General features: G+C 41.6%; 17 protein-coding genes. 4 read left to right on the top strand and 13 right to left on the bottom strand.

The genetic code is table 11. The features are described 5' to 3' along the window. The first annotated feature begins 63 nt into the window (after positions 1-63). Both AQ505_RS11845 and AQ505_RS11840 read left to right on the top strand, forming a co-directional pair. Entirely contained in the window at positions 64-951 is an 888-nt protein-coding gene (locus AQ505_RS11845; RefSeq protein WP_062548374.1) for a PorP/SprF family type IX secretion system membrane protein, read from the top strand. A gap of 272 nt (positions 952-1,223) precedes the next feature. Beyond that, complete coding sequence (locus AQ505_RS11840; protein WP_062548373.1) at positions 1,224-3,272, top strand: M13 family metallopeptidase; 2,049 nt, start codon at positions 1,224-1,226, stop codon at positions 3,270-3,272. A gap of 240 nt (positions 3,273-3,512) precedes the next feature. Here AQ505_RS11840 and AQ505_RS11835 read toward each other — a convergent pair whose 3' ends face one another. The 7 genes from AQ505_RS11835 to AQ505_RS26640 form a co-directional block, all read right to left on the bottom strand. Beyond that, entirely contained in the window at positions 3,513-4,517 is a 1,005-nt protein-coding gene (locus AQ505_RS11835) for a metallophosphoesterase (protein ID WP_062548372.1), read from the bottom strand. 1 nt (position 4,518) lies between these two features. Beyond that, complete coding sequence (locus AQ505_RS11830; protein ID WP_062548371.1) at positions 4,519-6,039, bottom strand: RagB/SusD family nutrient uptake outer membrane protein; 1,521 nt, start codon at positions 6,037-6,039, stop codon at positions 4,519-4,521. A gap of 20 nt (positions 6,040-6,059) precedes the next feature. Further along, a complete protein-coding gene (locus tag AQ505_RS11825) occupies positions 6,060-9,047 on the bottom strand; it encodes a SusC/RagA family TonB-linked outer membrane protein (protein ID WP_231635081.1) in 2,988 nt (995 codons plus the stop codon). A gap of 24 nt (positions 9,048-9,071) precedes the next feature. Continuing rightward, positions 9,072-10,088 carry a FecR family protein gene (locus AQ505_RS11820; protein ID WP_062548369.1) on the bottom strand — a complete coding sequence of 339 codons (1,017 nt, stop codon included), beginning with the start codon at positions 10,086-10,088 and terminating at the stop codon, positions 9,072-9,074. Positions 10,089-10,146: 58 nt separating this feature from the next. Then, positions 10,147-10,677, bottom strand: coding sequence for an RNA polymerase sigma factor (locus tag AQ505_RS11815; RefSeq protein ID WP_062548368.1), 531 nt, complete (start codon positions 10,675-10,677; stop codon positions 10,147-10,149). A 108-nt stretch (positions 10,678-10,785) separates the two neighbouring features. Further along, positions 10,786-11,040 (bottom strand): hypothetical protein, encoded by a 255-nt coding sequence (locus tag AQ505_RS11810; RefSeq protein WP_062548367.1) that lies wholly within the window; start codon positions 11,038-11,040, stop codon positions 10,786-10,788. An 81-nt stretch (positions 11,041-11,121) separates the two neighbouring features. Then, on the bottom strand, positions 11,122-11,412 hold the full coding sequence (locus AQ505_RS26640; RefSeq protein ID WP_062548366.1) for a hypothetical protein: 291 nt from the start codon (positions 11,410-11,412) through the stop codon (positions 11,122-11,124). A 251-nt stretch (positions 11,413-11,663) separates the two neighbouring features. Between AQ505_RS26640 and AQ505_RS11800 the strand changes: the two genes are divergently transcribed. Next, positions 11,664-12,509 (top strand): sialate O-acetylesterase, encoded by an 846-nt coding sequence (locus AQ505_RS11800; RefSeq protein WP_062548365.1) that lies wholly within the window; start codon positions 11,664-11,666, stop codon positions 12,507-12,509. A 677-nt stretch (positions 12,510-13,186) separates the two neighbouring features. Further along, positions 13,187-13,795 (top strand): hypothetical protein, encoded by a 609-nt coding sequence (locus AQ505_RS11790; protein WP_157262327.1) that lies wholly within the window; start codon positions 13,187-13,189, stop codon positions 13,793-13,795. A gap of 76 nt (positions 13,796-13,871) precedes the next feature. Here AQ505_RS11790 and AQ505_RS11785 read toward each other — a convergent pair whose 3' ends face one another. From AQ505_RS11785 to AQ505_RS11765, 6 genes are all read right to left on the bottom strand, one after another. Next, entirely contained in the window at positions 13,872-14,069 is a 198-nt protein-coding gene (locus AQ505_RS11785) for a hypothetical protein (protein WP_062548362.1), read from the bottom strand. A gap of 172 nt (positions 14,070-14,241) precedes the next feature. Continuing rightward, positions 14,242-14,403 (bottom strand): hypothetical protein, encoded by a 162-nt coding sequence (locus AQ505_RS26360; protein WP_157262325.1) that lies wholly within the window; start codon positions 14,401-14,403, stop codon positions 14,242-14,244. Positions 14,404-14,511: 108 nt separating this feature from the next. Beyond that, positions 14,512-15,009: a hypothetical protein gene (locus AQ505_RS11780; RefSeq protein WP_157262323.1), complete on the bottom strand. Its 498-nt coding sequence runs from the start codon at positions 15,007-15,009 to the stop codon at positions 14,512-14,514. 249 nt (positions 15,010-15,258) lie between these two features. Next, positions 15,259-17,325: a glycoside hydrolase domain-containing protein gene (locus AQ505_RS11775; RefSeq protein ID WP_231635080.1), complete on the bottom strand. Its 2,067-nt coding sequence runs from the start codon at positions 17,323-17,325 to the stop codon at positions 15,259-15,261. 71 nt (positions 17,326-17,396) lie between these two features. Beyond that, positions 17,397-19,022 (bottom strand): RagB/SusD family nutrient uptake outer membrane protein, encoded by a 1,626-nt coding sequence (locus tag AQ505_RS11770; RefSeq protein ID WP_062548359.1) that lies wholly within the window; start codon positions 19,020-19,022, stop codon positions 17,397-17,399. A gap of 34 nt (positions 19,023-19,056) precedes the next feature. Beyond that, positions 19,057-22,305 (bottom strand): SusC/RagA family TonB-linked outer membrane protein, encoded by a 3,249-nt coding sequence (locus tag AQ505_RS11765; protein ID WP_062548358.1) that lies wholly within the window; start codon positions 22,303-22,305, stop codon positions 19,057-19,059. Between the last annotated feature and the right edge of the window lie 162 nt (positions 22,306-22,467).

Raw genomic sequence — 22,467 nt, 5'->3', positions numbered from 1 at the left:
AAGAAGCCTGCATTAACCTTTCACAAAAGGCATGCAGGCTTCATAACAATTACGAAGAGACACATGAAAATCATACACAAAACATGCTTACTGATTACTTTTATAGCAGCAGTAAATACAGCAAAAGCCCAGCTAAATCCTTTGTCTTCCCAGTACTATACCAACCAGTATGTAATTAATCCGGCGTTTGCTGGTTATCAGGAAGGAATAAAAATCAATGGCTCCTACCGTAAACTTTGGGATAATGTTCCCGGTGCACCTGTTACCCAAAACCTGACGGTAGACTACGGTTTCAAAAAAGTCGGTCTTGGAATCACGGTCAGCCATGAAAGTGCCGGTCTCGAAAGACAGGTCAGGGCTGTAGGTTCGTATGCATATCACCTGAAATTAAATGAAAATTCAGATGCGTTACACTTCGGTATCTCGTTGGGTATTTTAAACCAACGGCTTGAAAACGCAGATATTTATGGTAACCCGAATGATCCCCTTGTTGGTCAGTACAATAATCGAAAAAGCTATTTAGACGGGGATTTCGGAGTTGCATATACCAGTAACGGATTGAATATCCAGGCGGCAATCCCTAACTTGAAAAGCTTTCTGAAAAAAGAAACGATTAAACTAGCGGATGTGGCTACTTTCTATTCCGCGATCAGTTACAAATTCCCGATCAGTAAGGGCCCGGAAGGATTTGACGCGGAACCTAAAGTGGCGTATCGTGGCGTCAAAGGATATAAGAACATCTGGGATGCGGGCGTGCAGGTCGGAATGATCAATCAGCAGTTATTCGCACTAGCGATGTACCACAGCTCCGAAAGTGCCACCTTCGGCATTGGTATGGATTTTAGAAATAAATACCTGATCAGTGGGTCGTATACTACGCAAACCTCAGCACTTAGTGCTTACACTAATGGGAGTTTTGAACTGAACCTAAGGCTTAGCCTGGGGCGTTAAAAGCGAATCTTAAAAGAAGCGGAAAAGCTTCACAGTACATTGCCCTCAAAAAGTGTAAAAACTATTTGGGGGCATTTTTATGCATCACCCTTTTCTTTCTCTAATCAGACTGATTTAAATAGTCAAAAAATAATCAAAAATGGCGTGATTTAGAAAATCATTACACGATCTTAAGCCCCATCAAAGCAAGGTTACATTTGCCTATATTAGCTGTAAGGAGATAATGGTCGGCATCAACCAGGAAATAGATTTGCAATTCTACAAAGCGCAAAATGAAATACAACAATAATTATCATAAAATTGGCCTTGGAGTAATGACCTTTTTATTGGTCTTTAACAATAGCGACCTCAACGCCCAATCCAGCAGCAAACCCTTATTCGGCAATTGGGGCGTACAAACACAGTTTATAAGTAGTAAAGTGCTGCCTGGAGATGATTTTTACAGATTTGTCAATGAAGGCTGGCTGTCAACTAATACCATCTCTCCAGGATCTTCTGGACTGAGTAATTATAGCGAGGTCAAAAAAATAGTGAGCGAAAGAATAGCGGATTTGATGATTAAGGAAGCCGATGAACAGCGTTCTTCTGGACCGCTTAAGCAAGTAAGTGCCCTTTACCAGGGTTATCTTGATACAGCTCAAATCGAGCGTATGGGGATTCAATCTATGGAGCAGGAAGTAAAAGGCATACTTTCCATTAAAAATCATGAAGGTGTTGCGAAGTTAATGGCAGATCCAAAATCCTTCTCTATTATCAGTATTCGTACTGAACCTGACATCAACAACAGAAGTAGATTCCTGGTAACTTTAAGTGAAAGTGGTATTGGTTTGCCTGCACCGGCTTATTATCAAAAGGAAGATGGCCCATATCCTGGCTATCGCAAGGCTTATAAGGAATACATCACGCAGGTATTTAATCTTGTTGGCATTACCGATGCAGAGCAGCGTGCAAATGATATTATTGATATAGAAACAAAGCTGGCTTCCCTACAATGGACACCTGCACAATTGCGCGACAGCAAGATCAACGCTCACAAGATGCCAACCGGGGAGCTAGCTTCCTACGCTCCAGGATTTCCATGGAAAGTATTCCTTGAAGAAAGAAAGGTAGCAAACGTGAAGGAAGTTGTATTACAAGCAGATCTCGCTATCATAGCAAAAGCTTCGCTATTTGCTGCTACTCCCGTAGAAGTCTGGACATCTTATCTTGCATTTCACTGGATAGTCAACCACTCCACCCTATTGCCATCAAAGTTCCGAAAAAGTCAATTTGATTTTTATTCGACTACGCTCAACGGGATATCAAAGGATATCTCCAGACCACAAAAAGCAGTGCTGTATGTCAACAATCGAGTAGGTCAGCTTGTGGGAAAACTATATGTAGAAAAGTATTTTCCAAATGAATATCTACAACATATACAAGAGCTGGTAAGATACGTTCGCAGCGCCTTTAAATCAAGGTTAGAGAGATTAAACTGGCTTGATGAAAGCAGCAGAACTGAGGCAATCGCCAAGCTTAATGCGGTTACGGTAAGAATTGGATATCCAGATCATTGGCGCGATTACTCGACCACTCGTTTTAACGAAGAAGATCCGATTGGCAATGAACGTCTCATCGCAAAGATAAATTGGGACTATGAACGCTCAATGCTTGAAAAAGTTTATACCAGTAAAGAATGGTATCAGGTTCCACAGACAGTGGACGCAACCAGCAGCAAACTCTACAACTCAATCGAGTTTCCAGCAGGCATATTGCAGCCTCCATTTTTTGACCCTTATGCCGATGCCGCAGTCAACTTTGGGGCTATCGGTGCAATTATAGGGCATGAACTTGGTCACTGCTTTGACGATGAAGGTTCAAAGTTTGATGGCAATGGCAAGATACGCGACTGGTGGACGGCAAATACACGATCGTCTTTTCAAGCACGTACCACCCAACTGATTGAGCAGTACAATTCCTTTTCTCCATTGGATGGGCTTCATGTGAATGGCAAGCAGACACTCGGAGAGAATATTGGCGATTTGACAGGTGCAACTGTAGCCTACGATGCCTATCAGCTCTATCTCAAAGACCATAAGGGAGCTGCTACTGTTCTGGATGGTTATACCGGCGATCAGCGGTTTTTCCTTTCACTGGCACAGATTAGCCGGACAATGTATACACCAGAAGCATACCGCATCACACTTGGAGAATATCATGCGCCCGCAGAGTATCGCGTAAATGGTGTGGTGAGGAATATTGACGCATGGTACAAGGCCTTTGACATTGATCCAAAAAACAAGCTCTTCTTACCTCCAAATGAACGCGTAAGAATATGGTAGAACTTTAATGGAATACACTGATGGCTCCAACTGAAATAGCTTTATAAATATGCTTTTAATGACATGGTCTAATTCTCGTCTATTCACTGTGCTTGGATCACGTCGTGATTTTATGTAATTATAGGACACCCATCTTCTTTCAGCCAGCTCTCTCATAAGATATTAGAAATTCGCCTATTTGTCCGATCGGGATTAAAGCAAGACCCAGATTTCTCTGCGTCTTGCTCCTATTAAAGCCGATTAAGCTTTCCGCAAAGTAGTTTCATACAAGTTTTCTCCGGTATGGGCGATAATCTTTGCATTTAACCGGTTCCCATCTATTGAAAAATACATAAAACCATATTCCGCAACTTCGAATTTGCTATAAGGCACTCCCGCAGTAACTGGTGTCACCTCAGATCCTGCACCAGAAATAAACTGCTGCGTAAAACCACCTGTACTCAGGTGCTGCAGGGAATGGTCGTGTCCAGAAAGGTAAACATCCACTTTGTTTCTTTCGAATATCTCAGAAAGCACCTTTCTTACGGCTAGTGTATCATAATTTTTAATCCTTGGGCCAACGGTATAGATCGGATGATGTCCCATCACCATTTTCCATTTCACATCCGGTCCGGCGTTTTTCAAGGTTTCATCTAACCATTTCAGCTGCTTTTCAGGATCCTGATCTTTGACCCATGGCTGGTACTGCTCGCTCTTGTGAAATTCAGGAATTAAAGGGCAGGTATCAATATACACCATCAGTACTTTTCCACCACCTTTTAAAGGTACTTCTTGCGAATAATACCTGGATGGCATCTTCCACCTTCTGCTGATCTTGCTGTATCTGACCTGTGCATCCGGATCAGAGATATAATCATGGTTTCCGAGGATTGGATACCAATCCCATTGCAATGAAAAGTCGGTATAAATGTTTTCAAAAGAATAATGCCACAGGGGATCATGCTCGCTGGTCACTCCTTTTGGGTAAAAGTTATCCCCTAGAGAGAGGATAAAATCATTGGGATGCTCGCTGGCCCATTTCCCCATTTGCGTGGCGACCTGCTTTTGATGATCGGCGCCATTGCGTCCCCAATCACCGACAGCCATAAAGTGTACTGAATAATCATCATTTAACTCACTTCTGGGCGCAATATCTTCAGTTTCCAGATGCGTTTCTGGTCTTTCTGCCAGTGATTGCAAAGGGGCGAGTACGCTCGCCCCTATTACACCTAATGCTGTCCCTTTTACAAAATCCCTTCTTCTCATCTTAATAACCAGTGTTTTGTGTTAAATTTTTATTGAGTACGAGCTCCGTGGCCGGAATCGGAAAGATGTCCCGGAATGCGCCTTCATTACCGGCTTTAAATCCCCATTTCCCCTGGTATTTCCCAAAGCGGATCAAATCGTTACGACGCCATCCTTCCCAGGCCAGCTCGCGTCCTCTTTCTTCCAGAATCTCCTCCAGTGTAACCGTGCTCAGCTCCGCAGCTTTTGCGCGAACCCTCACTTTATTTACCAATTTAAGGGCTTCATCTGGGGCTCCACCTGTCCTCAGCAATGCTTCCGCTTTCAAAAGATAGACGTCAGCAAGTCTGAAAATTGGCATGTCATTATTTTGAAAACGGGTACTGCTGTTTGTATTGGGATCCGGATAAAACTTGATCGAGCGCACCCCTCTTGATATGCCATTCAGCTCTGGGCCCACATCCATCGTCTCATTATTGGTCAATACGATTTCTGGTGTGAAGTTGAGCTGTACAGAACCGTTCAGAATGGGTGTAGTTCCATTTTCAAGAAGCTGTTTACCGGCAAGCCAGGTTGCGTTGCGGACATCTCCAGCCAGGTTAAAAGTATCGTAAAACTCCTTTAAGGTACACTGTGCATTACTCGGACTAAAAGGCAGGTTATATTTCGCCCTTAATGCGCTGTGCAGCGTAAAACGAGTCATGGCATTTCCTGGCGAATAATTCGCATCATATATCGCGGCAAAAATAGTTTCTGTATTGGCCCCATTTGTTGGCGAGAAAAGACTGTTGTAATCACTTACCAGTGCCATTGATGTCCCGTTGATGATCTTATTGCCGTAGGTGATGGATTCTTCATATTTAGGCTTTCCAATATACTGCAGGGCATTGATATACAGTTTCTGAAGCAATGCATAGGCCATCCATTTTGTAGGGCGACCATAAAACTGGGTAGTCACTGTCGCTGGAGCAGATAAACCCTCCGAAACCTCCAGCAATTCTTTCTCAATGTAAGCAAACACCTCTGCTCTGCTAGACTGTTTAGGACGTTCTGCAGTACCGAAACTCGTAATAGGAACATTGCCGTACATATCCATCACATAAAAATAATAGAGGGCCCGCATAGCACGGATCTCGTTTATAAACTGCGTTTTGGTTGGGCCATCCACAGATTTCTCCAGGATATTCAGCACCCTGTTGCAATCGCTGATCCCGGCATAACCCCATTCCCATGCCCCTTGAATAATTGGATGATCTGGTTGCCAGTTGTGTTTGTGCAGGGTTTGATACCTTCCCTGATCATAATATCCCCCATTTCTTGCAGTGATAATTACCTCATCACTACTCAATTCGTACATCCTCCAGATATCCACGCCGAAACCGGTATTGAATTTCTGATATACCGTACCTGTTGCCGCTAAAAATGCATCTGGGGTAACCGGAAAATTTCCGGTTGTCAATTGAGACTCAACGCCAACGTCAAGTTTCGTACAGCTTCCTAAGGTTAATGCGATCAGGGCTGTCGCTGTTATATATCGTTTCATTATTTTCGTTTTATAAATGGTTAAAGGTTGAAGTTCAGTCCAAAGATTGCCGAGCGTGTCTTAGGATAAAAATTACGGTAATCGATGCCAGGCGTCTGACCAGCCATACTGATTTCTGGATCTACACCCTTGTATTTTGTAATGATGAACAGGTTATTGCCGGAAGCATATACACGCAGGCTTCTGATCCCCTTTAGCTTAAAAGTATAACCCAATGTGGCGTTATCCAGCCGCAGGTAGGAACCACTTTCCAGGTAACGATCAGATACAAACTGTGCTTTATCGTCTTTGATAGATTCCGTCAGTGTTGACTTTGCAATATTGGTCTGAAAGGCATAGATCGGCGCATTCATATCGGCAAGGGTGGCATTCAGGATCTGGTTTCCATACACCCCACGGATGAAAAAGTTGAAATCAAATTGATTGTACTTAAAGCTATTGTTCCAGCCATATAATAATTTTGGCTGTGCGGACCCCGTTACCGTAAAATTCTCAAATCCCGTATTTGCCGTAGAGGCATTTCCGTTTTTATCGTAGAACATGGATTTGCCATCCGCATCTTTACCCGCATACCTTAAAGTATAGAAAGAGCCCAAAGGCAAACCTTCTTTGATGATCTGATAACCCAAAGCACCTGATTGACCTCTTCCACCAACATTAGCGGTATAGAATTCATTGATCTGGAATAAATCATTGGAGATCGAAGTAATTTCGTTCTTATTATGAGAGAAGTTAACAGCGGTGTTCCAGCTAAAATCCCTGGTCTTTACCGGACTGGTGTTTAGTGTAAATTCGATCCCCTTATTGGTCATTGCGCCCACATTTGCCGTCAGCACATTGAAAGGATGCTGTGTGGTAGACACCGAGTATGGCGCAATAAGATCCGTAGTCTTTTTGTTATATACATCAATTGAACCGGAAAGCTTGTTCTTGAAAAGGGCAAAGTCCAAACCGATATTCAAGGTTGCTGTACGCTCCCATTTCAGGTTAGGGTTGTCATTTTGAGTTGGGCCAATGGCGGTTAACCACTTTCCGTTCGAATAAAAATAATTCTGTGAACCATACACCAATCTTGCGGTGTAGGCATCAAAACCGATAGAATTTCCAGATACTCCGTAACCTGCACGCAGTTTCAGGCTATTGACAAAGGATACGTTTTCCATGAAGGTTTCGCGGTCTATGTTCCATGCGCCAGATACCGAAGGGAACATACCCCATCTGTTGTTGATCCCAAAAGCAGAGGAGCCGTCTCTTCTAACCGTAGCCTGTAACACATATTTCCCTTTATAGTCATAGATCGCCCTGCCATAAAATGAGATCAAACGCAAGGTAGAGATGTAAGTATTGCCATAGTTCACCACTGTGGAACCATTTCCATTGCCTAATCCCAGGTTATTCCATAATAAGTCATCGGAAACAAAGTTTTGTCCTGAAGTCTGGAAGCCATCACCATTGCGGTTTTCCTGCCAGGAATAACCTGCCAATAGCTTCAGCCCATGGTCGCCGAATTGATGATCATAATTGAAATAACCCTCAAATACCTTTTGCGTATTCTTTACCGATGATCGCTCTGCATAACCATTAAAACCTTGCTTTAACATCGAATATCTGTTGTTATAAAGATTTTCGCTGATCTGCTCATTTTGCATAGAAACCATCGCATTGAAATCAAGACCATCCAGGATATTCGCTTTAACCGCGCCGTTAATGAGGTATAGATTGGTCTTGCCTTGATAAGTATTGTTCTCCAATAGCGCTACCGGATTGTAGTATCCCCCGGTACCAGTAGTTCTGGAAGGGTCTTCGGAAAAACTGCCATCGGCCTTTCTTACGCCAACTGTAGGCAGATAGGTGAACATATTGTTATACACCTGACTCGCAATCCTGTCGTTCGTGGTATTGCTGTTGGTTAAGTTCAGGTTCAGCTTTAAGCGGTTGTTCAGTAAGCGCTGTTCCATATTCGCCCTGGCAATAAAGCGCTCCATTCCCGATTTCTTGATGATCCCCTCATTGTCGAAGTAATTCAAGCTTGCTCCATAAGAAGAGTTTTCCGACCCCCCATTAAAGTTAAGGTTATGGTTCTGAGAGAAACCGGTTCTGGTGACCTCTTTCAACCAATCGGTATTACTGCCATCGTCACTCACTTTATCTAAAGTTTTTCCATTATCCTTCAGGTATGTTCTCAATTCTTCGCCGCTCGCCATTTTTATGGTGTTTGAGATCCCCTCCACAGCTGCATAGGCATTGTAAGAAAGTTTACCCAAGCCTTTTCCGGAGTTTTTGGTGTTGATCATAATGACCCCATTCGCAGCCCTGGAACCATAGATAGCCGTCGAGGAAGCATCTTTCAGCACCTCCATGCTGATGATATCATCAGGTGCTACTAAATCAATAGAAGCACCAGGGACGCCGTCAATCACATAAAAAGGCTCTTGTGCACCTTCTCTAAAACTTGATGGGCCACGCAAAATCACTGCAGGCTTATCACTAGGATTTCCGGATCTGGTGATGTTCAGACCTGCCACTTTTCCCTGCAGCAACTGACCTGGAGAACTGACTACACCGCTGTTAAAATCTTCTGGTTTTATTGAGGTTACAGCTCCGGTGAGCTCATTCCTTTTACTCTTTCCGTAGCCAATCACGACTTCCTGCAGGTCATTGGATTGTTCATTGAGTTTGATGCTGAGTGCCACCTGCTGGCCTGGAACGATAGTATAGCCCGACAAGGTGTCCGTCTTATACCCCATTGAACTGAAAATAAAACGATAGGGACCACCGGGAGCAATCTTTGCAAAGCTAAATAAGCCTGTCCCTGAAGATGTGGTGACTATCGAATGGCGTGTTTTTTCGTTTTCTGCCTTTATGGTGACGCCTGGAATCCCCTGTCCGGAGACATCCAAAACGATCCCTTTTACAGGGAGTTCCTGGGCAAAAACTGGACTTGCCCAACCGATGATGCCAAGGCATATCATGGGTTTCAGCATTCTGAATCTTGTTGTAGACATCATAATTTGTATGAATTCTGGTTTGGTTTATTTATTGGTTTTTTGAATAATAAATTCTTCCTCGGATACCTTGGTCAGGGTCATCTCATTGATCAGGCAGATCAGTTTAAGGACATCTTCTGCCCGCTCTTTTCCGGTATCCACCTTGCCAGTAAAGCTGATCGTGCTTATCTCCGCTGGATAGGATTGAATACGAATGCCATAGCTCTCCTTTAAAAGATGGAGTACCTTTTGCAATGGAAGATTTTTCATCGTGATCATACTGCCTTCTCTTTTGAGTACTTCGGCAGGATAACTAGTCGGCTCAACGGCCTTTATGACCCTGGCAAGCTTTAAGGATGGATCGTAAAGCAGTGTACTTCCTACGCTGGAAATATAAGCCAGCGTCTTTTTGGTACTCGTGTTGGCCACCACAATCTTTCCAGTGTGGAGCTTCACAGAGATCTGATGTCCATTGGTATTGATTGTAAAGGAGGTGCCCAAAGCAGTGGTCTTCAATGCGCCTGAATACACACTGAAAGGTCTCATCGGATTTCGGTTCACCTTGAATCTGGCTTTACCTTTCAAGTAAACGTTTCTGAATTTCTGGTCAAATTGCCTGTCAAATCTGATGCTGGAACCTGGGTAAATGGTCAGCAGGGAGGAATCTGGCAATTGGTATTTCATAGCAAGTGTTCCTGTATTGGCTACCTCTTTCCAGACACTTTCCAAAGTAGAAGGGGAAAGATTCTTTTTTGCGGTAATAGGTATTGCTGAAGCTGCAGGAGAAACATCCTTAAAGTTCAGTACCAGTGCCCATCCGACTATTAAAATAACCGAGGCTGCTGAAAGGTATCGGGCTACCCCGATCAGTTTCAATTTTACCTGCTGCTTTCTTTCTAGTTTAGTGGTGATATTATCAATAACCAAACGCTGCATCTCCTCAGATTTCTCCTGAGGCAGCGCTTCTGGGGAATCAAAAGATTCCCATTCCTGATCACTAAAATTTTCCTGAATGAACGCTTTGCTGTTCAGCTTGCGTTGTCCTCCTTTGTTTGGCTTCATACTAGTATTACGTATGCCAGCGCCCTTGCCCTTATGGCTTAACAATTATTTAATATAGCTACATCAGGATCGTGTACATGTAGTGTTTTAAACGGGAGAGTACCTTGCCAATATGACTTTCTACCGTTTTGGTAGAGATTCCTAACATCTCGGCAATTTCGCTATAGGAAAGTCCGTTTTGCCGACTCAGGTTAAATACCATCTTCCGTATAGGGGGCATCGAATCAATTTCCTGCTCAAAATGTTTGAGCATGTCGCGGCTCTCAATCATCTTCATCAGGTTATCGGTAAATGGGTATTGGTTTGAACTGGTATTGTACTTCAAGCGTGTTGCCTCTTTTCTAAGCTCATCGATCATGACCTGACGGGCCATACCGAACAGCTGGACATTCAGTCCGAGTTCTTCATTCAGCGTTTTCCTTTTCTCCCATAACCGGATAAAGCACAGCTGAACCACTTCAGTAGCAATATATTCCGACTGTGTCTTCTTGAATACGAATTGATAAATCTGCTGATGATAGCTGGAATAAGCCATATTAAATGCCGACAGTTCAGCTGCCTTTATTCCAAACACAATGTCCTTGTCCATTGATGGACGAAATTACAGGCTTTAGGAGGCAATTAACTTAACTTAACATTATCAATATGTAAAGCTTTAGTTCATTCATTTCAACTCATCAGCTTTTTTTCTGCAATTTTATAGTTGTTTCATTAATCCTGGCCAGGTCTGATCATTTACAGGCATCGGATAACTATCAATTACTTTATTGTTGATTTTATCATATTTCAAATCCGATTTGTCTTTTTTTTTAAAAAAGAATTCGGATGACCAGTCGATGATGGTGCTAATTTTTGTAGCGTAAGGTTTTAATCCTGCCATCTCTGGTAAAAAATAAGCCTTAGTATCATCAACTTTTACAGCGGCAATAATTTCATTTTTGTAGGGCTCCAATCCAGGCCATGAAGTATCATTAATTCCTTTTGGGTAACCACTCTCTATTTTATTCTTTTCAAAATCATAGCGAATGTGCTTTCAGCAATTGGTTGAGCTTTTAGCTGTCCAGGCAGCTGCCTGTAATTGTTTTACAAAATCTTCGGTCTCTTTTGGATGTACATTTCTAAAGTTTGATTGATCACCCAGGGCCACATAGAGCTTGTCTACGGTTAGCGCGATACCTAATTCTTTTGCTTTCCTAATCAGGTCGCTCATTTGCGGATAAACCTGGGTGGTTGCAATTACCTTATGTCCTTTTTCTGCCAAATCAAATGCAGCGATTTTTCCAAAACCACTTGCAGCAACTGTAATTAAAATTGTCTTACTCATGTTTTTATGTTTTAAAATTATTCAATAAAACTGGTTTAATTACCGATAAATTTCATTACTGAACAGGTCAATTATATGTTGCTGAAAAGTTCAGATCGCCCATCGGATTAGGTGTTATGAAATTTCCAGAAAATCTCCAATTCAATGAATAATCATTTAATTTTGAGCAATTATTGGAACCACCATTACCCTTTTACTAAAGGCTTAAAAAAATAGCCGTTCTAATAGCCGGTAGTATAAATATTAAAAATATGATAAACTCTTTTTTGATGATAGGCCAGTCGAATATGGCAGGGCGAGGATATTTGAATGATGTAAAACAGATCTATGATGAAAAGATCAAAATGCTAGTGAATGGTCGCTGGCAAACAATGACAGAACCCATTAATTTTGACAGGCCTACTTCCGGTATAGGATTGGCTGCATCCTTTGCGGGGGCCTGGAGATTAAAAAATGATCCGGAAGAAATCGGTTTGATCCCCTGCGCAGACGGTGGCACCAGTCTGGACGACTGGGCTGTTGGAGGCGTACTCTTTGAAAACGCGGTATTCCAGGCGAAGCTTGCCCTCAGGACCAGCAAGTTGACTGGAATCCTATGGCATCAGGGTGAAAATGATAGTTTTGGCGGGCTTTCCGCGCTGTATTACGATAAACTGAGTGTAATCGTGGATGCATTTCGTCAGGAGCTCGACGCGGCAGATGTTCCTTTTATTACAGGTGGCCTTGGCGATTTTTTAATCGCTGGCAGGTACGGTAAATATTTTACTGAATATCAACAGGTGAATGATGCGCTTCAGAAATTCGCTGAAACAAAGCCGAACTGTTATTTTGTAACAGCGGATGGGTTAAGGGCTAACCAAGATGGACTTCATTTTGACGCAGTATCGCAGCGCAGATTTGGAATCCGGTATTTCAAATCATTCGATGAAAAGAAAAATATTCTGACCGCAGTTTCCACTGAGGATGAATTAATTGAAAGCATACAAAACAGGCCTTTAACTAAAAAAGAACAGGCAACATTGTTAGAGATTGATTTTGCCTCTGGTAAAATATCATTAGCTGATCTGGGGGAAAAGTTGAGCCTATTCAACGACTAATAAATCTGGTATAGGATCAATTCTAACTCCCTCTGCTAATAGATTTAAACTTTTTAGCTATCTTTAGCTTCATCATGAAACCCTGTTCTCAATTTACAAGATTGACAGCAGGGTTTCATGAGTTTCAGCCAGATATTACACCACATGATTATATTCCATAAAATTTCTATACCCTTGAAATTTTACCTCATTACCTTTTTACTTTTCTGCTTTAAGTTATAATTCGATGGTACAGCAGGCTGTAGACCTTGCCAAACATACCAGCAAATATATTATTATAAGCTATGGAGAGATTCAGTTGTTGGAAGATCCACATAGCCAATATCGAATCCAGAATGTGGTAAAGTAAGACCTGAGCAATCATTTTACACCTAGCCATGCGTTTTTACCTAAAAATTATAATGAACAAAGCACTTACTGGTTCTCCAACAAGCGCAAGACTATGGCCATCAGCGCTGGTAGATTAGTTTGGAAACCATACCGCATTTGGGTAAGTGGTATTCAGAATACAAGCCAAATCCAAAGATCAAAAGATAATACCTACCTTTTCAAGAAGTTCCGGAGTTATCCGGAACTTCTTGAAAATTCCGAAAATAACATTTCCGTAGTTGGAATTATAACAATAAATTGTAGTAAAATTCATCTGCAGGTACAATAGCAAATAAAAAATAATCCTCATGAGACGAATAATTTTAACCGCTTTTGTTGTGAGCATATGGAGCACCTTCAGTTATGGGCAGCAAACAGAAGCACTGATTAATGGACAGTTGAAGCAGACAGTTATCGGATTTTTAACCTGGTATAAGGACAAAGAAAATCATCTTATGACTGCCCCTATCGTCATTGGATTTAATGAGGATTCAATAAAAAGAGACAGCGTCGTTAGCATTAATATGCCAGCAGTTGATCAGTACCTTTCAAACTTAAAAAAATCGGGTTATCTATCCGATGTTTTCTTAAATGATTTGAGGAGAACCTATGCCAGTGTCTCCGACACCTTAAATAAATACCCACTGGTTGATTATTTTGGTCCTATTCCTGGCCTGGAATCCGATTTAATTTTTGGTTTTGAACCCGAAGCGATTTTAGACCATTTTGAGACGGGACGCTTCATTAAAATTTACAGCATTTACAATAAGGCGCTAGTTAAGTTCGACATTTCAGAGTTCAATCAATACCTCTTTATAATGACGAAAGTAAATAGCAAATGGTTGATCGATTATTTTGGGGAAGATTTAACCAACCTAGAAAAAATGGACGAGAAAACCAGCAGAGTTGCCGAATAGCATTTACTATTATAGCTTATTGCTGCCTATAGTTAGGCAGCAATAAAAAAACAGACAGCTTAAATACTGCGTAAATCTACTTTTTACTAAAGTCTTTTAACATTTGGAGCTTTTCCATGGTTTCTTCTACAACAGATTTATTTTCTATTGCTAAACCAATACCTGCGCCACAAGTTGGACAAGTAAATTTCGCACCCATAAGTAACTGTTTCGTGTCAAAAGGAATACTTCCATTGCATACCGGACAAGGGATGACTTGGTTTATTGCCATCATAATTTTATAATTTTGAGAGGTTTAACTTCGTATCTGGTGATGACACACCATTACATTAATTGCTCTAATTTATATATTTCCGCTAAGAATTATAATAATTTTGCTTAAATATTTCAGTAAGGAATCCTATCTTCCTTTCATCAGACCATTTTTTTGAAGAGATGGAAAAGTTTTAGGCATATTGATTTCTACTCCCATTTAATAAAATGGTATTCACATCTTTCGCCTCAACTTGCCAAAGAACATAACCCTGATCTGATTGGTCTGTGATCAGCTTTGGCTGGACTTTTCCATGTTTTGTCATGTAGTCCTTTTCCCAATTGTAAATGGCCAAAGGAAATGACTTGTTATCTCATCCTTTTTCATAAAATGAATAACCTTTTTGATGTGGAACTTTTTACATTTACCTTGAAAAGTAATTATAGGCTATAAGATACTGACCTTATTTAAAATGGGCAAGCGTACCATCAATCAGATGTGCTATTTCAAAAAAGTGATTGGCTAGTTTCAGAATCTGATCCTGGAGGTTTTCCTGGTCTATTTTTAGCCAACCCTCCATTAAGGTGAGTGGCCCATAATCTACCCTTACATTTTCCCATTGATGTTCGAAATCTTTAAAATCCGATCTAAAGATCGCTGCAAACTTCCTGCTCTCTATGGAATACCCTTTTAGCTTTCTAAGCTTAAGTGCATGAATATTGTACAGCAGCTTTTGTTCTTTTATTGCTGAATCACTGATCCAAACAGAAAAGAAGATTCTTGATTCAGCAGTTAATGGATCTTGAAATTGATTTGCCCATGATCTTTTATAGAGCTTCAAAACGACACAGTCCTCCCCAAACGTAACCACAGCAGTTTCAAGCCCCCTTTCCCTAAGGAGCTGTTGATCAATCTGGTCGGCCGCCATTTGAAACACTTTCAAATAATATAAAGTATCCAATTTATCCTTAGTTTATAGAGGTGGTTTGTTGATGTTTCATCTGCCTGTCAGCAGATTTTCACAGAATTCCATTGAATCTCCTGCTGCTCTAAAATAACCATAAGTATCGAGCTAAACAAAAAAGCCTTATAATGAAAAATACCCCCAAAATTGTCTGACCTTTTGTGGGCTGTGCAGACACTTATTGGGGGCATTTTACCTATTCACGAACTCCGTCATTAACAAGAACGGAACGCATCAAAAAGTGAATTAAAGACTAGATTGCCAAATATTGCCGATACCAAATTGAAAATTCGGCTGATCGCCTGCTGTGATTAGCAATTCTCCACCATCCCTAATTTCCTGATGGGTGATCCAGGTTCTATCCAGCAATTTCCCATTTAGAGAAACACTTTGAATATAGACCTGATTAGGCCCAAAATCCTTCACCTTAATTCTGAAATTTTTACTTCCTTTTCCAATCGTAACAGATTCAAAAAGCGGCACATTTAAATAATATACCGGAGCACCTACACATGCAGGCTGTATACCAATAGCGGCCAGTACAAACCAGCCTGACATGGCACCGGCATCATCATCCATCGTTCGGATATAAGCTTTTGGCTCATTTTTATAGATGCGGTCAATGAAGGAACCAATCCCTCTGCTATTGTCGTTAAAGTAATGTTGGATTACCGTATCTACTGCTAATTTATGCACCCAATATTGGTATTTCCAAGGCGTATTACTGGCCATGTATAAAGTCTGCGACTGTAGATCCGGTTCATTCGCTCTGTTAAAATAATCATGGTCAAAGAAATCGTCCAATTGCTTTGTAAAGGACTGCTGACCACCTGCGAGTTCCACCAAACCTTTCACATCAAAAGGCACTGCCCATCGGTACTGGCGGATCGTCCCCTGATATAAGCTCCTGGCACCCATTCTATCTACATCATTTCTCGACAGGTCTTTAAAATCCTTAAGCCAATATTTCTTATAATCCATTGCTTTACTGAGATAGGCTTTACTCCCCGTTTGATCTCCGAAAGATTGCAATAATCCAGCAACTGCCCATAGGTCGTAACTCGCTTCTAATGCCTTATCTGGCTTACTGAAATCGAGCCTGCTCATTTCTGCCAAAACAGAATCTTTGATGGCTGGGAAATCTACTTTATACCCTTTTTTCAGCCCATCCAGCAGTACCACTACTGCATGTTCCGACCTGACGGTATTTGAAGGCTCCTGGCCTCCGGCAAAATCTTTCTTCCCATAAGGATATAAATTGGCCATAGAGCTGAGCATATCGCCATATCTCTCCGGATATAAAACGGATAATAATGGCAGCTGTGTTTTATAATTGTCCCATATTGCCCAGCCATGATAACGTTTATCTTTTGATTTTTGCAGACTGCCATCTACTGCACGATAGGCCCCATCTGGTTCAGAAATGAGGTATGGAGACTGGATTGTTCTATAAAGCAGCGCGTAAAAAAGACGTTCTCTTTCTACCTCCCCTTTCACTTCCACCACGTTTAACAGTTCATCCCATGCTGCTGCACTGCTGCTTTTTGCATTTTCAAAAGACAACTTTACCTTTGATGATTTTACAGCATAATCTGTTGAAACGGAAGAAATATCCACTCGCAAATCAACCGATTCTGCTCCATCAGCAGGAATAGCAGCCAATTGGTGGTTACCGAGTTCTTTCCATTGCACCGGCTGGTTAAAAGACAGTTGATAATATACTTTATAATTACCCACATGGCAGGTGGTTTTGGCTTCAATCCAGCCCTTTATAGCCGTACCAGTAATCGTATGTGCTTCATTTACGAAGGCATTATTGAAAGTATGACCAAGGTCTATTGTAAAACCTTTTTTACCTTTTGGCAGCTCATAATGATGGATACCGCTTTGTTTGCTGACTGCGAAACTCGCATTTATGCCATTTTCCAATGCGATCTCATAAAAGCCAGGGCCGGCATGTTCTGATTTTTTGAGTAGTGGCCGATGGTCATCTTCTGCTCCTAAAAAGGGCTTCAGCAATAAAATACCGCCGCTGCCCTGACAGCCTACACCTTCAAAGCGGTTGTGAGTAAATCCAAATATCTCTTTGGCCAGGTGTTCATAACCTGTATGCGTGGCAGGATAGGTTTGTGGAGCGATGCTCAATGAACTAAAGGGATAAGAAGCGGCAGGCGACATTTGCCCATGGTCTCCGGAAGAGCCTAAAAAAACATTCACCAGCTTATCTTTTCCAGCTCTAGGCTGCTGGGCAAAAACTGCTCCTCCAAACCAGCTCAATAGGACCAGTGGTAAATAGGGTTTCATTAACTTCATACAATCATTTTTCAATTTATTTCTAGCTGTAGAGTATATCAGGGGCTATAATAGCCCCTGATGTACAAAATTTAATATCCTGGATTTTGAACCAGGTTTACATTATTCGCCATTTGACGGAAAGGAATTGGATAAATCTCTCTTCTGGCATCATTTGTTGGCGTGTGGTCCCACCATGTACCTTTTGTAAAGCGTCCAAAACGGATGATATCCGTACGACGTTTACCTTCAAATATAAACTCTCTGCCCTTTTCAGCAAGCAGTTCATCCATAGTTAGCGTGGCCGTGGTATATTTTGCCGCCTCCCAATCCTGATCGGTAAAAGCACGCTTACGACTGGCGTTGATCAAATCGACCGCTTCTTGAGTAGCGGTGTTACCATTTTTACGCATGATCGCCTCAGCTTTATCAAAATAAATCTCCGTCAGGCGATACACCATAAATTGATTTTCTTTATAATTTACATCGCTGAGTATACCAGATTTATATTTATTAAATCTTGCCCCGCTATTCTCCTCTCCTTTTGTCATTCCCCCATCACTGGTTAAATCGCCTTCACTTTCCCTTCTAATAGAGTTGACCAGAATAAATGGTTTTCCGCTATATTCTTCAGATCCCAGAATCGGAGTAGTGGTTCCATATTTATACTGAGGACCGAACAAAAACCATTCTTTTTTACGCAAGTCATTTGCAGCATAAGCATTAAAAGCAGGTGGTGTAACCACGTAAGCATTGTTCCCTTCATAGGAAACGTTCAGCGCATCGTTCATATAAGAAAAACCATGCAGTACAATCCATTGCCATTCAAAACCTCCCTTGCGACTATAAGCAAGTTGAAACAAAGCTTCTGTTGCGGTTCTATTGGTATTGGAGAAAGTTGAAGTTAAATTAGCAGCCAATTTAGGTGCACCGCCAAGTCCACCTGCAGTTCCAGCCATGATTTTATCACAGACTGCAATACACTGATCCCACATCGGCGTACCAGTCCACTTCTCTGCATTCAGGTATAGTTCAGCAAGCATGGCATAACCGCCAGTTTGTCCGATACGACCAATTAATGCTTCCGAATAAGGCGCCAGCTGAGGAACATAAGTTTCCAGTTCTGTTTTAATAAAGTCGAAAACCTCTTTACGAGAAGCCGTAGCAGGATTCTTAGGTTCCCCAACTTTAGTCGCAATTGGAATGTTACCCCAGGTATCTACTAATTTCAGGTAATGAAAACCCCTTAAAACGTGCAGTTCTGCAAGAATCATTTTTAGCTCAGCATCAGTCATTCCAACTTTAGTGGCGTCTAATTTTTCCAAATCTTCAATGGCAGCATTAACATAGCCAACACCTGTCCACATCCCTACCCAGGCATTATTTAAGCGGTTTTCATTGAGTGTCCAGGAGTGATAATGCTGACGAATATGATCTCCATTGTCATAAGCGTGACGACCTTTTTGAGGCCATGCCAACTGATCTGCAGACATCTCTGCATGGTAATAATAGCCATCACCGCGTATTGGTGCAATCCAGGATTGCAAATGTGTCATCGGACGTAATGCACTTTGAAGCACTTCAGTTTTATTTTTGTAGAAATTATCTTTATACAGCTCACTGTACAAATTTTCCTCTAGTTTAGTACAGGAGTTTAGTGTACTTATCCCAACTGTTAAACTTAACAGGCCTAAGGCCTTATGTATATATGATTTCATTCTTAATTTTTGTAATAATTAGCGATTAGACTCCTTAAAAACCGACACTTAAACCCGCTGTCCAGGACCTTGTTCTTGGATAGAAACCTCTTGAATCTATACCCGTATCAAATCCGGTATCCTGTAACTCAGGATCCAAGCCACTATAACCCGTAACTGTCAGCAAATTCCGGCCTGAAACAAAGACCCTAACCCGACGCAGGTATTTGCTATCCAGCTTGAAATTATAGCCCAGCGTTACGTTATCCAGTTTTACGAAATCACCTTTTTCCAGGTAATAATCAGAATACTGAGGGGCGGCTTTTAACTGACTATGTTTCCCAAAAGCACTATTAAATACGTTGTTGGGCAAGTAACTTTTGTTACCATAAAATATCTCTTTAAGGTTTAGAATATCAAAGGCAAATTTCCCTCTTAAAAATACCGTTAAATCGAAATTCTTATACTTGAAAGTCTGGTTCAGGCTCAATCCATATTTAGGAACACCATTTCCAATAATCGTCTTATCTTCCTCCGTCATTTGCGCAGCTTCGGCAATTGAGCCATCTTTTTTATAAAACTGCCAGGCACCTGCTTCCGTAAAACCAGCAAAGCGTTTTCCATAAAAATTACCAATCACTCCTCCCTCATCAATTCTGATTGCTGGACCCATCGCCCCTGGATTAGGAATATCCGCATAGAACAAAGAGGTCGCTTTAAACACATCATTCGTAAGGTAAGACAGCTTATTAAATTGAGAATTTGCGGTCAGGTCGATATTCCATTGGAAATTATTGTTTTTTACTGCAACTGCACTGATGAGCAATTCTACACCATGATTTTGGATGGCACCCACATTGGTATAAATATCACCGCGTACATAACTTGGCTGCTGCGCCACATAGTTCAGCAGCAAATCTTTGGTCTTCCTATTGTATACATCAATAGTTCCTGTAATTCTATTGTTCAGGATGGCATAATCCAAACCAAAGTTCCATTCTGCTTTGCGCTCCCAGCGAAGGTCCGGATTCGGGTTCCTACCTGCACCATAGGTTTGGTAATATTCCGTTCCCTGAGGATACAAACCGCCTGTTCCGAGTGTGATCAGAGACTGGTAATTTCCTATCCCTGCATTACCTGTTACTCCATATCCCACTCTTAACTTCAAACTGTTAATCACAGGAATGTTTTTCATAAATGCTTCATCACTCAACATCCAGCCTGCAGACAATGCAGGAAAGCTGCCATATTTATTATTCGTTCCGAATTTTGAGGAACCTTCTCTTCTTAAAATAAATTGGGCGAAATACTTCCCTTTATAGGCATAATTTGCCCTTCCGAAAAAGGCAATTAAGGTATTATCTTCCTTAAAACTGCCGATTCCAGGTCTTGGTAAAGCCGTATTACTGATGGCCCCTCCAGCACCGAGGTTCCAATCCAGGAAACCATCTGTAGTTAGCCCGTTGTTGTTTACATTGAAACGTTCTGTAGTAGAATACTGGTAGCTGTATCCAAGTATGGCACTTACATTATGGTCTTCATGAATTGTTTTCTTGAAGTTTACAGTCGGCTCAAAAGTCTTTGTCCAGTCCAGCACATTTTCTTTACTTCCATAAGCCATACCGCGATAAGTAGAATTTAAACGCTGATCCCAGTCATTGATAGAACGGAATTGTCTGTTGTTATAATTGTCACGCTGATAAGAACCGAACAAAGAAAAGGAAAGGTCGTCAGACAAATCTACAGTTGCTCTGGCATCACCTGAAAAGGTTTGCTGATCTCTTTCACTGATTCTGTTGGCTAACCTCGAAAGTGGGTTGTATCCATCGTTGGGATTGTTAAAGGTACCGTCCGGCTTCATAATTGGAGCGGTTGGATTCCAGATCACAGCCTGTTCAAAATCACCGCTGCCACCGCCCAATAAATTGGCTTTATTAAAGTTGGCCACCATATTTACTTGCAAGGTCAACCTATCCTGAAGTCCTTTTTGATTGATGTTAATACGACCTCCCCACTGTTCTCTGCGGTTTGATTTTGCAATACCCTGAAAATCATTCATGTATCCGGAAGCCCTGTAATTGGTCTTTTCTCCGCCGCCATAAGCGGCAAAATTATGGTATTGACTCAGGTTATTCTTATTGATCAGCTCATTATACATGTCTGTGGCAGCACCCAGATCCTGTTGTGGCTTGATATCTCCGGAAGCAATCCGTTCTCTCCATTGTTCGGCCGACAAAAAGTCTGGCTTTTTATCTACAAAATCTTTTTGGAAGTAGTTGTTGTAATCAAATTCAGGATCTCCTGACCTGCCTTTTTTCGTGCTGATCAATATCACGCCTGCATTACCCCTGGTTCCATATATTGCGGCTGCAGATCCATCTCTAAGCACATCTATCGATTCAATATCATCCTGCTGCAGCAAATCCAAATTTCCACCTGGAATTCCATCTATCACAATCAGCGGCGACCTCGTTCCGGTAATTGAGGTGATACCGCGCAACTGTATAGAAGGACTTGAATTTGGATTATTCCCCTGTGTTCTGGTAATATTTAATCCCGGAACCTTCCCCTGGATTAAATCCATAGGTGACCTTGCTGCGCCTTTATTGAAGTCTTCCGCTTTAATCGAAGTAATTGCAGAGGTAATTTCTTTCCGTTTCTGTGTTCCATACCCGACCACTACCACTTCATCAAGCTTGCTCAATTCATCTTTGAGTGTGAAATTCAGGGTAACAGATTTACCTTCCGTCACGACCACCTCTGTCCTTCGCTGGGTGCTGAAAGAAATATAGCTCACTTCTACCGTATAAGTTCCAGGAGGAACATCCATCACAAAATAACCTGCTGCGTCTGCACTTACGCTGCGTTTAAGTTCTACAACTTTAACTCCTGCTCCGACCAATGGATTCCCACTTTCATCAAGGATCCTACCTTTTATCTTACCAGGTGTTTGCATCCTGGACAATATAATGGTGCCTCCTCTTTCTTTGAAACTGATCTTATTAGGTGTTAAAATCGCTTGCAATACCAATTCCAGCGCATTATTTCTGAAATTAATATTGGTCAGCACAATCTTCTCCAGGTTCAAATGGTCTGTAAAGGCAAAGTCGACCTTATTTTTCTTCTGAATGTCATTGATCAGATCGTAGAGCGTTGTTTTTTCATAAGATACATCCAGGTGCTTCTGAAGTACCTGTCCTCTGGATACACCCGCCCATAAGAACTGGGAAGCTGCAACAGTAATCAAACTGATGATAATTGTAATACGCATAAATTGCTGCAATAGCAGTATTTTTTGTTTCATTTATAGTTGGTTTTTATTCAAACCATGACCGCTCTGCGCTTTGATTCCAAGCCAGGGTTTCATAGATTTGAATAGTTAGTGATTATTTAATTGCTAATGCCGGCGGTGATCAGCGTCCAAACTAAATGCCGCCAGCACAAATCATCCGTCGAATCCGCTGTG

Source organism: Pedobacter sp. PACM 27299 (assembly GCF_001412655.1).
In the GTDB taxonomy this organism is placed as follows: Bacteria; Bacteroidota; Bacteroidia; order Sphingobacteriales; family Sphingobacteriaceae; genus Pedobacter.
This window is presented reverse-complemented; position numbering and strand designations above follow the sequence as displayed.

Bases quoted from the DNA above. Each gene is read 5' to 3' on its own strand.
- AQ505_RS11825 (WP_231635081.1), bottom strand. From the start codon at position 9,047: ATGATGTCTACAACAAGATTCAGAATGCTGAAACCCATGATATGCCTT.
- AQ505_RS11770 (WP_062548359.1), bottom strand. From the start codon at position 19,022: ATGAAATCATATATACATAAGGCCTTAGGCCTGTTAAGTTTAACAGTT.
- AQ505_RS11765 (WP_062548358.1), bottom strand. From the start codon at position 22,305: ATGAAACAAAAAATACTGCTATTGCAGCAATTTATGCGTATTACAATT.
- AQ505_RS11775 (WP_231635080.1), bottom strand. From the start codon at position 17,325: ATGAAGTTAATGAAACCCTATTTACCACTGGTCCTATTGAGCTGGTTT.
- AQ505_RS11785 (WP_062548362.1), bottom strand. From the start codon at position 14,069: ATGATGGCAATAAACCAAGTCATCCCTTGTCCGGTATGCAATGGAAGT.
- AQ505_RS11815 (WP_062548368.1), bottom strand. From the start codon at position 10,677: ATGGACAAGGACATTGTGTTTGGAATAAAGGCAGCTGAACTGTCGGCA.
- AQ505_RS11845 (WP_062548374.1), top strand. From the start codon at position 64: ATGAAAATCATACACAAAACATGCTTACTGATTACTTTTATAGCAGCA.
- AQ505_RS26640 (WP_062548366.1), bottom strand. From the start codon at position 11,412: ATGAGTAAGACAATTTTAATTACAGTTGCTGCAAGTGGTTTTGGAAAA.
- AQ505_RS11830 (WP_062548371.1), bottom strand. From the start codon at position 6,039: ATGAAACGATATATAACAGCGACAGCCCTGATCGCATTAACCTTAGGA.
- AQ505_RS11800 (WP_062548365.1), top strand. From the start codon at position 11,664: ATGATAAACTCTTTTTTGATGATAGGCCAGTCGAATATGGCAGGGCGA.
- AQ505_RS11790 (WP_157262327.1), top strand. From the start codon at position 13,187: ATGAGACGAATAATTTTAACCGCTTTTGTTGTGAGCATATGGAGCACC.
- AQ505_RS11820 (WP_062548369.1), bottom strand. From the start codon at position 10,088: ATGAAGCCAAACAAAGGAGGACAACGCAAGCTGAACAGCAAAGCGTTC.
- AQ505_RS11835 (WP_062548372.1), bottom strand. From the start codon at position 4,517: ATGAGAAGAAGGGATTTTGTAAAAGGGACAGCATTAGGTGTAATAGGG.
- AQ505_RS11840 (WP_062548373.1), top strand. From the start codon at position 1,224: ATGAAATACAACAATAATTATCATAAAATTGGCCTTGGAGTAATGACC.